General features: G+C 72.4%; 16 protein-coding genes. All 16 read right to left on the bottom strand.

The genetic code is table 11. The features are described 5' to 3' along the window. Window positions 1-17: 17 nt before the first annotated feature. Entirely contained in the window at window positions 18-1,022 is a 1,005-nt protein-coding gene (locus tag ACH4E7_RS14740; RefSeq protein WP_396249421.1) for a proline racemase family protein, read from the bottom strand. A gap of 71 nt (window positions 1,023-1,093) precedes the next feature. Then, window positions 1,094-1,957 (bottom strand): dihydrodipicolinate synthase family protein, encoded by an 864-nt coding sequence (locus ACH4E7_RS14735; protein WP_396249615.1) that lies wholly within the window; start codon window positions 1,955-1,957, stop codon window positions 1,094-1,096. A gap of 127 nt (window positions 1,958-2,084) precedes the next feature. Continuing rightward, a complete protein-coding gene (locus ACH4E7_RS14730) occupies window positions 2,085-3,485 on the bottom strand; it encodes an NAD(P)/FAD-dependent oxidoreductase (RefSeq protein ID WP_396249420.1) in 1,401 nt (466 codons plus the stop codon). Beyond that, window positions 3,466-3,789: a (2Fe-2S)-binding protein gene (locus tag ACH4E7_RS14725; protein ID WP_396249419.1), complete on the bottom strand. Its 324-nt coding sequence runs from the start codon at window positions 3,787-3,789 to the stop codon at window positions 3,466-3,468. Before ACH4E7_RS14725 ends, ACH4E7_RS14730 begins: the two co-directional genes overlap by 20 nt. 17 nt (window positions 3,790-3,806) lie before the next feature. After that, complete coding sequence (locus ACH4E7_RS14720; protein ID WP_396249614.1) at window positions 3,807-4,964, bottom strand: NAD(P)/FAD-dependent oxidoreductase; 1,158 nt, start codon at window positions 4,962-4,964, stop codon at window positions 3,807-3,809. 125 nt (window positions 4,965-5,089) lie between these two features. Next, on the bottom strand, window positions 5,090-5,983 hold the full coding sequence (tatC, locus tag ACH4E7_RS14715) for a twin-arginine translocase subunit TatC (RefSeq protein WP_396249613.1): 894 nt from the start codon (window positions 5,981-5,983) through the stop codon (window positions 5,090-5,092). Window positions 5,984-6,194: 211 nt separating this feature from the next. Next, window positions 6,195-6,503 carry a Sec-independent protein translocase subunit TatA gene (gene tatA, locus ACH4E7_RS14710; protein ID WP_396249418.1) on the bottom strand — a complete coding sequence of 103 codons (309 nt, stop codon included), beginning with the start codon at window positions 6,501-6,503 and terminating at the stop codon, window positions 6,195-6,197. Window positions 6,504-6,740: 237 nt separating this feature from the next. Further along, window positions 6,741-6,917: a hypothetical protein gene (locus ACH4E7_RS14705; protein ID WP_396249417.1), complete on the bottom strand. Its 177-nt coding sequence runs from the start codon at window positions 6,915-6,917 to the stop codon at window positions 6,741-6,743. 27 nt (window positions 6,918-6,944) lie between these two features. Beyond that, complete coding sequence (locus ACH4E7_RS14700; protein ID WP_396249416.1) at window positions 6,945-7,124, bottom strand: hypothetical protein; 180 nt, start codon at window positions 7,122-7,124, stop codon at window positions 6,945-6,947. Window positions 7,125-7,178: 54 nt separating this feature from the next. After that, window positions 7,179-8,135, bottom strand: a complete 957-nt coding sequence (locus tag ACH4E7_RS14695) for a helix-turn-helix transcriptional regulator (protein ID WP_396249415.1) — start codon at window positions 8,133-8,135, stop codon at window positions 7,179-7,181. Continuing rightward, complete coding sequence (locus ACH4E7_RS14690) at window positions 8,132-9,112, bottom strand: helix-turn-helix transcriptional regulator (RefSeq protein WP_396249414.1); 981 nt, start codon at window positions 9,110-9,112, stop codon at window positions 8,132-8,134. The genes ACH4E7_RS14695 and ACH4E7_RS14690 overlap by 4 nt, the downstream gene beginning before the upstream one ends. Window positions 9,113-9,310: 198 nt before the next feature. Next, window positions 9,311-9,694 carry an FKBP-type peptidyl-prolyl cis-trans isomerase gene (locus ACH4E7_RS14685; protein WP_396249413.1) on the bottom strand — a complete coding sequence of 128 codons (384 nt, stop codon included), beginning with the start codon at window positions 9,692-9,694 and terminating at the stop codon, window positions 9,311-9,313. 160 nt (window positions 9,695-9,854) lie between these two features. Continuing rightward, window positions 9,855-11,171, bottom strand: a complete 1,317-nt coding sequence (locus tag ACH4E7_RS14680) for an FKBP-type peptidyl-prolyl cis-trans isomerase (protein ID WP_396249412.1) — start codon at window positions 11,169-11,171, stop codon at window positions 9,855-9,857. Between the two features lie 274 nt (window positions 11,172-11,445). Beyond that, window positions 11,446-12,435, bottom strand: a complete 990-nt coding sequence (locus ACH4E7_RS14675; RefSeq protein ID WP_396249411.1) for an FKBP-type peptidyl-prolyl cis-trans isomerase — start codon at window positions 12,433-12,435, stop codon at window positions 11,446-11,448. 124 nt (window positions 12,436-12,559) lie between these two features. Next, window positions 12,560-13,921, bottom strand: a complete 1,362-nt coding sequence (pafA, locus tag ACH4E7_RS14670; RefSeq protein ID WP_396249410.1) for a Pup--protein ligase — start codon at window positions 13,919-13,921, stop codon at window positions 12,560-12,562. A 120-nt stretch (window positions 13,922-14,041) separates the two neighbouring features. Beyond that, window positions 14,042-14,797: a proteasome subunit alpha gene (gene prcA / locus ACH4E7_RS14665; RefSeq protein ID WP_396249409.1), complete on the bottom strand. Its 756-nt coding sequence runs from the start codon at window positions 14,795-14,797 to the stop codon at window positions 14,042-14,044. Between the last annotated feature and the right edge of the window lie 26 nt (window positions 14,798-14,823).

Here is a 14,823-nt window from a genome sequence, read left to right as displayed (position 1 = left end):
CACATGAGTTGAACGGATCAGAGTAGGAAGCCCGCCGGGAACGGGTCGTCCGGGTCGAGGAAGTACTGGGCGGTGCCGGTGATCCAGGCCCGCCCGGTGACGGTGGGCACCACCGCGGGCCGCCCGGCCACCTCGGTCTCCTCGACCAGCCGCCCGGTGAAGGTCGTCCCGATAAAGGAGTCGTTGCGGAAGTCCCGCCCCAGCGGCAGTTCGCCGCGCGCGTGCAGCTGCGCCATCCGCGCCGAGGTGCCGGTGCCGCAGGGTGAGCGGTCGAACCAGCCGGGGTGGATGGCCATCGCGTGCCGGGAGTGCTCGGCGGTGGAACCGGGGGCGAGCAGCTGGACGTGGTGGCAGCTGCGGATGGACGGGTCCTCCGGGTGCACCGGCCGGTCGGGGCCCGCGTTGATCGCGGCCATCAGCGCGAGGCCGGCGTCCAGGATGTCCTGCTTGCGCTCGCGCTCGAACGGCAGCCCGAACTCGGCGAGCGGCAGGATGGCGTAGAAGTTGCCGCCGTACGCGAGGTCGTAGCCGACCGTGCCGTAGCCGGGCACCTCGATCTTGCGGTCCAGCGCGACGGAGTACGAGGCCACGTTGCGGATGCTCACCGCCTTGGCGGCGCCGTCCTCGACCCGCACTTCGGCGATCACCAGCCCGGCGGGCGTGTCCAGCCGCACCGTGGTGACCGGCTCGACCACCGGCACCATCCCGGTCTCGACCAGCACGGTGGCCACCCCGATGGTGCCGTGCCCGCACATCGGCAGCAGCCCGGAGACCTCGATGTAGAGCACCCCGAAGTCGGCGTCCGGCCGGGTCGGCGGCTGCAGGACGGCGCCGCTCATCGCCGCGTGGCCGCGCGGCTCGTACATCAGCAGGGTGCGGAAGTGGTCCAGGTGCTGCTGGAAGTGCACCCGGCGTTCGGCCATCGTGGCGCCGGGGATGACGCCGAAGCCGCCGGTGATCACCCGGGTCGGCATGCCCTCGGTGTGCGAGTCGACGGCGTGGAACACGTGACGGCTGCGCATGGCTCACAACTCCCATGAGGTGTCGGTCGATGGAGGCCGGCTGCCGCCGCAGCCGGCCGGAGGTCGATGGGCTACGCGAGCCCCTCGGCCAGAGCCTTCTCGGTGGCCGCGCGCACGGCCGCCTCGATCTCCGGCACCAGCGGCTGCCGTGGCGCCCGGACCGGCCCGCCGGGGCGCCCGGCGATGTCCATGGACAGCTTGATGGCCTGGACGAACTCGGTCTTGGAGTCCCAACGCAGCAGCGAGTGCAGCGACTTGTACAGCGGCAGCGCGGTCTCCAGGTCACGCCTGACGGCCGCGTCGTAGAGCGCCACCGAGGCCTCCGGCAGCGCGTTCGGGTACCCGGCGATCCAGCCGACCGCACCGGCCAGCGCCAGCTCCAGCAGCACGTCGTCGGCCCCGATCAGCAGGTCCAACCCGGGGGCCAGCTCGGCGAGTTCGTACGCCCGGCGGACATCCCCGCTGAACTCCTTGACCGCCACGATCGAGCCCTCGCCGTGCAGTCGGGCGAGCAGCGCGGGCACCAGGTCGACCTTGGTGTCGATCGGGTTGTTGTACGCGACGATCGGCAGACCGGCCCTGGCGACCTCCGCGTAGTGCGCGCACACCGAGTCGTGGTCGGCCCGGTAGGCGTTCGGCGGCAGCAGCAGGACGGAGCCCGCCCCGGCCTCGGCGGCCTGCTCGGCCCAGCGACGGGACTCGGCGCTGCCGTACGCGGCGACTCCGGGCATGACCCGGGAGCCGTCGCCGGCCGCCTCGACCGCCACCTCGACGACCCGGGCGCGCTCCTCGGCGGTGAGCGTCTGGTACTCGCCCAGCGAGCCGTTGGGGACGACGCCGTCGCAGCCGGACTCGATCAGCCAGCGGACGTGCTCGGCGTAGGCGTCGTAGTCGACGGAGAGGTCCGGGCGCAGCGGGATCGTGGTGGCGACCATGATGCCGCGCCAGGGACGGGTGGTGTCGTGCTGGGTGATGGACACGTTGAGCTCCTTGGTGAGGTGTGACATTTTATAAACGGAAACAGGCCGGAGACAAGGGTCCCCGCCCCGCACGTTCGACGGACTACTCCGAGACCGAACCGGAGGGCCCCGCCGCCAGCTGCGACAGCGGTACCGGACAGGCCAACGGGCGCCGATCCGGGCCCGATCCCGCGGCACCCGACAGACAGGCCACCGCCGGACCGCACATCCGCCCCTGGCACCAGCCCATCCCCGCCCGGGTGAGCAGCTTGACGGTCCGCGGATCGCCCGCGCCCAGCTCCTCCACCGCCTCCCGGATCCGCGCGACCGGCACCTCCTCGCACCGGCACACATCGGTGTCCGGCCGCAGCCATCCAGTCCAGCCGACCCCCGGCCGGTGGGCGCCCGCCATCAGCCCGGCGAAGGCCCGCAGCCGCGCCCGGCGGCGCAGCAGCGCGGGCTCCGGCAGCACCCCGGCGATCGCGTACGCGGCCAGCTCCCCCTCGGCCAGCGCGAGATCCGCGCCGCCGACGCCATTGGTCTCCCCCGCCGACCAGAGCCCCGGCACCGAGGTGCGCAGCCGGGCGTCCACCCGCAGCGCGACCGCCCCGTCCGGCCCGGTCAGGGTGTCGGCGCCCAGCTCGGTGGCGAGGTCGATCTGCGGCAGCAGCCCGTGCCCGACGGCGAGCGCGTCGCAGTCGATCCGCCGCTCGGTGCCGGGCCGCGGCCGCCAGTCGGCGTCCAGCCGGGCCACCGTGACCCCGGTGACCCGGTCCGCCCCGTGCACCCCCACGACGGCGCTCCGCCGCCGCAGCCGGACCCGGTGCCGGAGCAGCGCGCTGCCGTGCCCGGCGCCCTCGACCAGCTTGGCGGGGACGGCCGCGAGCACGCCGGGGCGCCGGGCGTACCCGAGGTAGTCACTCGCCTCGACCACCGCGGGGACCTGCGCCCCGGCACTGACCAGCGAGGAGGCCGCCGCGAGCAGCAGCGGCCCGCTGCCGGCCACCACGATCCGCCGCCCGGGCAGGACCAGCCCGGCCTTGAGCATCGCCTGCGCGCCGCCCGCGGTGACCACCCCGGGCAGGGTCCAGCCGGGGAAGGGCAGCTGCCGCTCGTACGCCCCGGTGGCGAGCAGTACCGACCGGGCCCGGACGGTGTCCCGGTCACCGGCCCCGGGCCCGCGGGTGACGTGCACCGCGAAGCCGTCCGCGGTCCGCTCCAGCGCCCAGACCTGGTGGCCGCCCCGGAACTCGGCCCGCTCGGCGGCGGCGAGCCGCGCGGCCAGCCCGGTGTAGACCGACCACCCGTGGTGCAGCCGGTCCGGCCGGGCCGCGCCCAGGCCGGGCGCCGGGTGCCGGTAGTACTGCCCGCCGGTGCTCTGCCCGCCGTCCAGCAGGACGCAGCGAAGTCCGAGGTCGGCGGCGGTGACGGCGGCGGCCAGCCCGGCCGGCCCGGCCCCGACCACCGCGAGGTCGTAGCGGGTGTCAGACTGCGAGGTCGGCACGGCCGTGGCCCTCCTGGGTGGTGACGACGGTGCCCGGCTCGGCGGGCAGCAGACAGGTGCGCTGATTGGCCCGGCCGTTCACGGTGGCCAGGCAGTCGAAGCAGGCGCCGATCCCGCAGAACGCCCCGCGCGGCCGCCCGCCGACCCGGGTGGTGCGCCAGGCGAGCACACCGTCGGCCCAGAGCGCGGCGGCGATCGACTGCCCGGACAGGGCGCGGACCGGCCGCCCGTCGAACTCGATGTGGTGGGCGGGCCCGGGCTCGGCCTCGACCAGCCCGGCGGGGGTGCGGCGACGACGGTTCACAGCTTCTCCAAGGAGTCTCACGCGGCCGGGAACCGGTCCGCACGGAACGGCGCGAGGTCCAGCTCCGGCTGCTTCCCGGTCAGCTGCTCGCTGATCAGCAGCCCGGTGGCCGGCGCCAGCCCGATCCCGGCCCCCTCGTGCCCGCAGGCGTGGTAGAGCCCGGGCACCCGGGGGTCCGCCCCGACGGCGGGCAGGTGGTCCGGCAGGTACGGACGGAAGCCCCGGTAGACGCGCATCACGGCGACGTCCGCGAGCACCGGGAACAGCTCCGCGGCCTGGCCGGCCAGTCGGCACAGCACCTCCTGGGAGAGGGTGCGGTCGAAGCCGACCCGCTCCCGGCTGGCCCCGATCAGCACCGGCCCGCCGGGGGTGCCCTCGACCACGGCGGAGGTCTGCAGCCCGGCCGAGCCGCTGGCGACGTCGGCCACGTAGTCGGCGGCGTAGACCTTGTGCCGGACGATCCGCGGCAGCGGCTCGGTGACCAGGACGAAGCCGCGCCGGGGCATCACCGGCAGCTGCACCCCGGCCAGGGCGGCCAGCTCGCCGCCCCAGGTGCCGGCCGCGTTGACCACGGCGGGCGCGGCCAGCCGGCGCCGGTCGGTCCGTACGCCGCGCACCGCGCCGTCCGGGCCCCGGTCCACCGCCGTCACGCTCTCCCCGGTGATCAGCTCAGCGCCCATCCGACGGGCCTCGCGCACCAGGTGGGCGGCGGCCAGGGCGGGCTGGACCTGGGCGTCCTGCGGGTAGTGGAAGCCGCCGGCCAGCCCGGGGGCGAGGTGCGGCTCCAGCTCGCGCAGCCGCTCGCCCGGGACCTCCTCGGCGACCACCCCGGCCGCCGTCTGCCCGGTGGCGAAGGCCCGCAGCGCCTCCTGCCCGGCCCCCGTCGCGGCGACCACCACCCCGCCCTTGGGCTCGTACTCCACGGCCGGGCCGAGCTCCTCGGCGAGGTCCCGCCAGAGCCGGGCACTGAGCAGGGCGAGGTCGAGCTCGGGCCCGGGCTCCTTGTCGGAGACCAGCACGTTGCCCTCGCCCGCCCCGGTGGTGCCTCCGGCGACCGGCCCGCGGTCGACGACGGCGACGGCGAGCCCGGCACGGGCGGCGTAGTAGGCGCAGGCGGCGCCGACGACTCCGGCGCCGACCACGACGACGTCCAGGGGAGGTCTCTGGGTCTTCATCAGCACGCCAGTAATATGTCACATGCCATCAACCGTGCCAAGGCCGCCCCGCGCGACAGGACAGCGAAAAGCCCCGGCCCGCCGCGGGGAAGCGGCGGGCCGGGGCTTCACGAAGACCTGTCAGCTCAGGTGATGTCGTCCATCTGCTCCCGGTGCGAGGCCGACACCGGCGCGGCACTGGCCGTCGGCGCCGCCGAGGCGCTCACCGACTCCGCGCCGCCGACCTCCTGCACCGTGAGATCCAGGTGCGAGGCCTCCTCGTCGTCCAAGCCCGAGTCCGGGTCGTTGCGCCGCTTGCGCCGGTCGTTGAGCAGCGCGATGGCCACCGCCAGGAAGTACAGCGCCCAGATCGGCGCCGACAGCAGCAGCATGCTGACCGGGTCGGCACCCGGGGTGGCGAACGCGGCGAACACGGTGATGGCCATGACCATCCCGCGCCACCAGCTGAGCAGCCGCTTGCCGGTCACGATGCCGACCAGGTTGAGCATCACCAGCAGCAGCGGGAACTCGAAGGCCAGGCCGAAGACCAGCACCATCCGGGTGGCGACGTCGAAGTAGTCCTCGGGTGGCAGGATCGGCATGGTCTCGTTCGGGGTGAACGAGATCAGCATCTCGACCATGGTCGGCATCACCATGATCGCGCAGGCCACACCCGCCAGGAACAGCGGGGCGCCGCAGGCCATGAAGACGATCGCGTACTTCTTCTCGTGCTTGTGCAGACCGGGCGCCACGAAGGCCCACACCTGGTAGAGCCAGACCGGGACGGCCGCCACCACGCCCGCGGTCAGCGCGACCTTCAGCATCCAGTTGAAACCAGCGGTGAGGCCGATGTTGGACACCTGGGCGCAGCGCCCGTGGTAGTTGCCCGCGTCATGCCTGTCGCACTGCGGCAGCGGCTGGAGCAGGAAGTGCTCGATCTGCTTGTGGTAGATCGCCGCGATGACCGCGAACAGCACGATCGCCAGGACCGACTTGACCACGCGGTTGCGCAGTTCCCGCAGGTGGTCGGCGAGGGCCATCCGCCCCTCAGGATCCTTGGGCGCCTTCTGCGGCGCCTTGGAGAGCTTGCTCAACCCCGGTCCTCAACTCGTGCGTCGAGGCCCGCCGGTCGACGGGCCTCCATGGTCGCGTGCATCGCCTGCACCACGTGCGTCGCGCACGTCACACGCATCGCGTACGTCACACGCATCGTGTACGTCACGTGCGCCGTGTACGTCACGTGCACCGCGCTCAGTGCGGGCGGTCGCCGTCGGGCGCGGACGGCCCGGCGCTCGGCCCGGCGACCGGACGGGCCGTGGCCGACGCGCCCGGAGCCGCCTGGATGGTCTTGGCCGACGACCGCGCCGGACCGTCGACCCGCGGCGCAGCCGCCGGCGCGCTCCCGTCCGAGGCGCCGTCCGAGCGCATCGCCTTGGTCTCGCTCTTCAGGATCCGCAGCGACTGCCCCAGCGAACGCGCCAGATCGGGCAGCCGCTTGGATCCGAACAGCACGATGGCGAACACCACGATCACCACGATCGCGGTCACCGACAAGCGCATGTGCCGACCACCTTCAGCCTCCGCGGCCCGACAGGCCGCCCGCCGCGGATGGTAACCGCTGCGGATGACGCCCCGACGACGGCCGTCCGAACAGGACAGCGGCCCCCGGTTCGCAGTTCAGGAGCCACTTGAGAGCGTAACCCGCCCCTACCTCCGTACAGCAGCCCCCGTACCACCGACGGCCCAGCCGTGCTACGCGGTCCGGCTCAGCCGTGCTACGCGGTCAGGCCCGGGTGCTTAGCGGCTCGGCACCACCGAGGCGAGCTCCCCCGCTGCCTCGGCCAGCGCCCGCGAGGCCGCGTCCACGCCCTTGGCCAGCGCCCGCACGTCCATCCAGAGCCGGATCGCGAGGGCCCCGAGGACCAGCAGGCCCGCGGTGGCGAGCAGGACGGCGGCGACGAGCATCCAGGGCATGCGCCCCACCCTATCGCCAGGTGCGCGCTACCCCTCCGCCGGGACGAGCCGCATGGTGCGGACCCCCGCCCCGGTGAGCGCCTCGACGATCTTCTCCCCGGCCGGCTTGCGCACCGCCGCCCCGCAGAGCGGGCAGCCGAAGCTGTAGTGCGCCTGCGCCGAGGTCCGACCGAGGGTCAGCCGGAACTCCTCAGCGGAGAGCTCCACCTTCTCCCGGCACTCCGAGCAGTACACCTTGAATCTGGTCCCGGGCTCCACCGCTCAGACCTGCCCCTCCCCGTAGGCGGCCAGCGCCTCGCGCGCGGCCGAGCGCGCCTGCTCGGCCAGCTCGGACGGCGAGACGATCCGGCCGTCCCGGCCCAGCCGCAGCGCCAGCGGGCGCAGCTGGGAGGGGTCGGCGCTGCGCAGGGTGATCCGCAGCCCACCGTCGGGCAGCTCCTCGGCCCGGTCGTGGGTGTAGTACTCGGCCACCCAGCGCCCGCCGGAGGAGACCTCCACCACGACCTCGGGGTCGTCAGCCGCCGGGTTGACCAGCCCGCCGCTCAGGTCACGCGGCTCGCGCCGGGGCGGGTCGGCCGGGACGTCCAGGACGCGGATCTCGGCGACCCGGTCCAGCCGGAACATCCGGTGGTCCTCGGAGGTGCGGCACCAGGCTTCGAGGTAGGTGTGGCCCTCGGTGAGCAGCCGGATCGGGTCGACCTCGCGCTCGGTCATCCCGCCGCGCCCGTGCGAGTAGTAACGCAGCCAGAGCCGACGGCCCTCGCTGAGCGCGCGGTCGATGTCGGCGAAGACGTGGCTCTCGGCCTCGAAGGTCACGCCGACCCGGGCACTGCCCTCGGCGCTCTCCCCGGCGGCGTTCTCGATCTTGGCGACGGCCCGGGTGAGCGCCTCCCGGTCGCCGGCCCGCAGGCCCGGCAGCCCGGCCACCGCGCGGGCGGCCACCAGCAGCGCGGTGGCCTCGTCGGCGGCCAGCCGCAGCGGCTGGGCCACGTCGTCGACGTTGTGCCACCAGATCCGCTCGCCGTCGGTGTCGATGTCGAGCAGGTCGCCGCCGCGGAAGCTGGTGCCGCACATCGGCAGCACGTTGAGGTCCCCGATCAGCTCGCGCTCGCTGATCCCGAAGGCCCGGGCCACCTCGGCGACCTCGGCCCCCGGCCGCTCGCGCAGGTAGGTGACCAGCGACAGCATCCGTCGCGTCTGGTCGATCGCATTGCTCATGCCCGCACATCCTCCGAGTCCAGCCCCGCGACCGCCCGCAGCCGGTCGATCACATCCGCCCGCAGCTCCTCCGGCCCGAGCACCAGCACGTCCGGCCCGAACTCCGCGAGGTCGGCGCCCAGCCCGTTGCCGTAGGGGATCTCCAGTTCGTCCCAGCCCTCGTCGACCCGGGTGCTGCTCAGCGCCTTGGTGCGCAGCGGGAAGCCGGCGCCCCGGCGGACCCGGACGGTCGCGGTGGCGGTGGCGCCCTCCCCGGCGAACTTGGCCACGGTGGCCCGCACGTCGACGTGCTCGGGCACCGTCCCGAGGAAGGCCCCGTTCCTCGCCTTCACCTTGCCGGTGATCCGGCTGAGCCGGAACACCCGGGCGTCGCCCCGGTCGCGGTCGTAGCCGGCCAGGTACCAGTGCCCGCGCCAGCACTCCAGCGCCCACGGCTCGACGCTGCGCTGCTCGACGACGGCGGCCCCGGCCTTGCGGTACTCGAAGGTGACCGGGCGGCGGTCCCGGGCGGCGGTGAGCAGCGGCTCGAACGCGGCCTCCCGGGCCGGAATCCGCGGCTCCAGGGCGGTACGACCCTCGGCCTCGCTGAACGGCACCCCGGCCGCGCGCAGCTTCTGCAGCGCGCCGCTGGCCGCGCCGGACATCTTGGCCTGCTGCCAGACCCGGGCGGCCAGGGTCAGCGCGGCGGCCTCCTCGGCGTCCAGCGCGATCTCGGGCAGCCGGTTGCGGTCGGCGCGGGCGAGGTACCCGAGTTCGCCGTCCAGGGCGCTCTCGTCGACGTCGATCACCAGGCCGAGCTCGCGCAGGTCGTCCTTGTCCCGCTCGAACATCCGGTTGAAGGCGTCCTCGCTGCTGTTCTGCCAGGCCTCGCGGTACGCCTCGATGGATTCCCGCAGCTCCTTCTTGGAGAGCGGACGTCTGGTGTTCATCAGGCACAGGGCGAGATTCATCAGCCGCTCTGCCTTGGCGATCGCCATCGCTGACCCTTCCGGTGTGCCCCGCCGCGCGCGGGGTGCGCCAACCGGGCGATCCTCACCCGGCGGGACCGACCGTACCGGTAGCGGTACGCACTGCAAAAGCCGCGTCCCACGCCTGATCGCCGCGACCTGCCGTTCGGGCCCGAACATGCCCGTGGGCCGGGCCCCGGAGGGGTCCGGCCCACGGGCAGGGCCGATTCAGACGGCCAGCAGGTCGACCACGAAGATCAGGGTCGAGCCCGGCGGGATGGCCGGGGTCGGCGACTGGTTGCCGTACGCCAGGTGCGAGGGGATGGTCAGCTCGCGGCGGCCGCCGACCTTCATGCCGACGACTCCCTGGTCCCAGCCCTTGATGACGCGGCCGCCACCCAGCGGGAAGCGGAACTCGTTGGGGCTCCGGTTCCAGCTCGCGTCGAACTCCTCGCCGGTCTCGAAGGTCACGCCGACGTAGCGGACGCTGACCATCTGACCCGGCTTGGCCTCCTCGCCGTCGCCCACGACGATGTCACGCTTCTGCAGCTCCGTCGGGGCATCGCCGATCGGGAAGTCGATCTCAGGCTTCTCGTTCAGGTTGACGCTCACAGTCCCTCTTCTCACGTTCGCGTTGCTTACACGACCAAGCGGCGGGCGCCCGCACCCGGTCCGTTCCCAGACCACGGTACGGGCGCCCGCCGCCCGTTGGGCCCCGGCCACGCGGCCGGTCCCGAAGGTCACACGCCCTCTATTGTCACCCGAAAGTGGATCAGCCCTGACCGGCGTCCAGGATGTCCACCACGAAGACCAGGGTCGCGCCGGGCGGGATGTCGCCCTGGCCCTTGTCCCCGTAGCCCAGCGAGGCCGGGATCACCAGCTCGACCCGGCTGCCGACGGTCTGGCCCACCAGGCCCTGGTCCCAGCCCTGGATGACCTGGCCGCCGCCGACCGGGAAGGAGAACGCCTGGCCCTTGCTGAGCGAGGAGTCGAAGATCTTGCCGTCCTTGAACAGCGCGCCGGTGTACTGGACGACGACCTTCTCGCCCTTCTCCACCGCCGGCCCGGTGCCCTTGATCAGGACGTGGGTCTTCAGCTCGGTCGGGTCCTTGGCGCCGGCCACCGGGGTGATCTCGGCCGGCTTCTTGCCGTTGTCCTTGACCTGCGGGAAGTCCGCCGGCGGCGGGGTCACGGTGCCGCTCACCACCGCGTCGGGCGCGTTGGTGTTGCGGATGTCGATCACGAAGATCAGGTCGTCCTTGGCGCCGATCGACATGTCCGGCTTGCCCTGGGAGCCGAAGGCGGCGGCCGGCGGGGCCACCACCAGCACCCGGCTGCCGGCCTTCTTCCCGACCACGGCCTGGTCCAGCGCCGGGATCAGCGCGTCGGTGCCGGCCTGGAAGATCTGCGGCTTGCCGTTGTTGTCGTACGAGCTCGGGATGTCCTTGCCGGTGTTCCAGTCCTTGGCGGTGTAGTCCACCGAGGTCCAGGAGTTCTTGTCCACCTTGGGGCCGCTGCCCTCGGACAGCACCTTCACCACGAACGAGCCGTCCGACTTGTCGCCCGGCACCTGGATGTCGGCCTTCTTGCCGAAGTCACCGGTGATCGTCGGCAGCACCTTGGCGGTGTCCTTGATCGGCGGCACCGGCTCGGCGCTCGGCGTGGGCGGCGCGGTCTTGGCCGCGTCCGGCTTGGCGGGCGAGGCGCTGTCCTTGGAGTCGTCCTTGTTCACCATGTAGAGCGTGATGCCGCTGCCGACCAGCAGCACGGCCAGCACCGTGCCGAGGATCACGCCCAGCTTGCCCACGCTCGGCGGGTTCTCGTCGTAACCGGCTTCCGAGCTGTCGGACTTGCGCACATTGCTGGCGAAGATCTGCGGGGCGTCGTCCGTCTTGGTGCCACCCGCGGCGCGCGACTTCTCGCCGGGCTGCGCCCAGCCGGCCTGCTGCGCCAGGATCGCCGGGGGAACGACGATCGACTCGCGGTCCCCGGCAGCCGGGCCGCCGGAACGGGAGGCGGTCGGGTCACCCGCAGAGCTGTCGTTCGCCGCGGTGCCGGCCCCGCCCGGGCTCGGCGTCTTCTCAGTCATGACTCCCCATCCATCTCGCCACGAGGTCTTCCAGGTATGCGCCCGGCGTGGTGAGCGCCGGCCTCTGCCGCCGTACCGCCCGCCCCGGACCTCGGCGCCGGGCGGCGCCTGCCACAGTGCGAGGGCAGTATGACAGCTCAGGATGAGGGCGGACGCTTCGTTGTACGAGCGTCCGCCCAAGCGTACGGAATCCTCCGGGTGACTTCGAGGGCCTGCCCGGAGGATCCTTGCCGGGTCCGCGACAAAATCCTCCGGGCAGGCCCGAGACCGCTCGCTAGACCGCTTCCAGGATGTCGATCACGAAGACCAGCGTGGAGTTCGCCGGCACCGCGCCCTGCGCCTGGTCCTTGTAGCCGAGCGCCGGCGGCACCACCAGCTGGACCCGGCTGCCCACGGTCTGCCCGACCAGGCCTTTGTCCCAGCCCTCGATCACGCTGCCGGTGCCGATCTGCACCGCCTGCGCGCCGCCGTGTGTCCAGGAGGAGTCGAACTGCTGCCCGTTGCTCCACAGCACCCCGGTGTACTGCACCACCAGGGTCTGCCCGCTCTTGACCTGCTTGCCCTCGCCCTTGATCAGCACCGCCTGCTGCAGGTCGGTGGGCGCGGCCTGCCCCGGCGGGATGGTGATCGTCACCGGTGCCTTGCCGTTGTCCTTGACCTGCGGCAACGTCGCGGCGGGCTCGGTCATGTTCCCGCTCAGCGTGGAGTCCGGCGGCAGGCTCTCCATGATGTCCAGCACGAACACCACGGTGTCCCCCGGGCCCACGCCCAGCTGGTTGGAGCCCTTGTCCGAGAAGGCCGCCGCCGGCGGGGCCACCACCAGCAGCCGGGTGCCCACCTTCTTGCCGATCACGCTCTGGTCCAGCGCCGGCACCAGCTGCCCGCTGCCGGCCTGGTAGAGCTGCGGCTTGCCGCTCGGGTCGTACGAGCTGGGCAGCTCCTTGCCGGTGGTCCAGTCCTTCGCCGAGTAGTTGACGGTGACCCAGTCGTTTTTGTTGACCGTCGACCGGTCTCCCTCGACCACGGTGTTCACCACGAACTGGCCGCTGGGCTGCTGCCCCTCGGGGATGGTGATGGTGGCCTTGCTGCCGAAACCACCACCCGAAAGAGTGGGCATCGGCGAGGCCTCGGAGACCGGCGTGGGCACCGTCGGAGCGGCGGTCGCGGTGGACGGCGTCGCCGGGCCGGCCGCCTTGGGCGAGCTGCTGCAGGCGACCGCGAGCAGCAACGGCAGGGTGAGAAGCAAACCGGCGGTGCGGCGCACGGTGGTCCTAACTGTCGGTCGAAGTCGGCTCTCCTGACTCGACGGACAGCGTATGCCCGGTATGCGTCCGGCCCCGGTAGACACCACCGGGGCCGGCCGACGCCTTGATCACGGTCTCAGGGCGCTACATCCCCGCGATCAGCTTCTCCACCCGCTCGTCCACCGAACGGAACGGGTCCTTGCACAGCACCGTGCGCTGCGCCTGGTCGTTCAGCTTCAGGTGCACCCAGTCCACCGTGAAGTCCCGGCGCTGTTCCTGCGCCCGGCGGATGAAGTCCCCGCGCAGCCGGGCCCGGGTGGTCTGCGGCGGGATGGACTTGGCCTCGAAGGTCTTGAGGTCGTTGGTCACCCGCTGCGCCTGGCCCTTGCCCTGGAGCAGGTAGAACAGGCCGCGGCGGCGGTGGATGTCGTGGTACGCGAGGTCGATCTGGGCCACCCGCGGGTTGGACATGCTCATCTGGTGCTTCTCGCGGTAGCGCTCGATGAGCTTGTACTTCATGATCCAGTCGATCTCTGTGGCCACCCCGTCCAGCCGCTCGGTGCGCACGGCCTCCAGGGTGCGGCCCCACAGGTCGAGCACCCGGGCGACGGTGCCGGTGTTGATGCCCTTGCGGTCGGCGAACTCCAGGGCCTTGGAGTAGTACTCCTCCTGGATGTCCAGCGCGCTGGCCTCGCGGCCGTTGGCCAGGCGCACCTGGTGGGTGCCGGTCAGGTCGTGGCTGACCTCGCGGATCGCCCGGATCGGGTTCTCCAGGGTGAGGTCGCGCATCACCACGCCGGCCTCGATCAGCCGCAGCACCAGGTCGGTGGAGCCGACCTTGAGCAGCGTGGTGGTCTCGGACATGTTGGAGTCGCCGACGATCACGTGCAGCCGGCGGTAGCGCTCGGCGTCCGCGTGCGGCTCGTCCCGGGTGTTGATGATCGGACGGGACCGGGTGGTCGCCGAACTGACGCCCTCCCAGATGTGCTCGGCCCGCTGGCTGACGCAGTACACCGCGCCGCGCGGGGTCTGCAGCACCTTGCCCGCGCCACAGATCAGCTGGCGGGTGACCAGGAACGGGATCAGCACGTCGGCCAGCCGGGAGAACTCGCCGTGCCGGGCCACGAGGTAGTTCTCGTGGCAGCCGTAGGAGTTGCCGGCCGAGTCGGTGTTGTTCTTGAAGAGGTAGACGTCCCCCGCGATGCCCTCCTCGTGCAGCCGCCGCTCGGCGTCCACCAGGAGTCCTTCGAGGATGCGCTCACCCGCCTTGTCGTGCGTCACCAGCTCGACGACGTCGTCGCACTCGGGGGTGGCGTACTCGGGGTGGGAGCCGACGTCGAGGTAGAGCCGGGCACCGTTGCGCAGGAAGACGTTGCTGCTGCGGCCCCAGGAGACGACCCGGCGGAACAGGTACCGCGCCACCTCGTCCGGCGACAGCCGTCGCTGCCCGCGGAACGTGCAGGTCACGCCGTACTCGTTCTCCAGCCCGAAAATCCGGCGGTCCATGAGCACTCCATTCTGGTCGGAGCTGTCCGAAACCGCCTCCACGACGACTGGGCCGCCGCAGGGGCACCGGAGTCCCGTACGTCGGCGGTCCGACCGCCGTACGGGACTCCGCAGGCACTGCTACTCCGGCGTGGTGTCCGCCGGGTTCTCCTCGTCGTCCGCTTCGGCGGACTGGTCCCCGTCGAGCAGCCGGCCGAGCTGGTTGCCCAGGATCCGCTTGAACTTGCGCTGCTGGAACCGCTGGCGGTCGAGGACCGCGACCTCCAACTGCTCCGGGGTGAGGGTGCGCGGGCTGCCGCCGTTGGGGTCGCGGGCGAGCGAGTCCACCGCCACCTTCACCGCCTCGGTGAGGCTCAGGCCGACGCGGTGGCGCTGGCCCAGGTAGTTGCCGATCGAGTCGGCGTTGCCGCCGACCACCACGTAGTTCTTCTCGTCGACGACCGAGCCGTCCGGCGTGAGCCGGTAGATCTGGTCGTTGTCGCTGGTGCGGCCGACCTCGGCCACGATCAGCTCGACCTCGTACGGCTTCTCGCCGACCGAGGAGAAGATGGTGCCCAGGGTCTGGGCGTACACGTTGGCCAGCCCGCGGGCGGTGACATCGGCCCGGTCGTAGGAGTAGCCGCGCAGGTCGGCGTAGCGGACGCCGCCGATGCGCAGGTTCTCGAACTCGTTGTAGCGGCCGACCGCCGCGAAGGCGATCTTGTCGTAGATCTCGGAGACCTTGTGGAGGGCCCTGGAGGTGTTCTCCGCGACGAAGACGATGCCGTCGGCGTAGGTGAGCACGACCACGCTGCGGCCGCGCGCGATGCCCTTGCGGGCGTACTCCGCGCGGTCCGCCATGGCCTGCTGGGGCGAGACGTAGAACGGTGTCGACACCGGCGGTCGTCCCTTTCCTGTGAGGT

Origin of the sequence: Kitasatospora sp. NPDC018058 (assembly GCF_044327205.1) — a bacterium.
Classification (GTDB): Bacteria; Actinomycetota; Actinomycetes; order Streptomycetales; family Streptomycetaceae; genus Kitasatospora.
The sequence above is the reverse complement of the archived record's forward strand: the minus strand, read 5'-3'. Positions and strand labels throughout refer to the sequence as shown.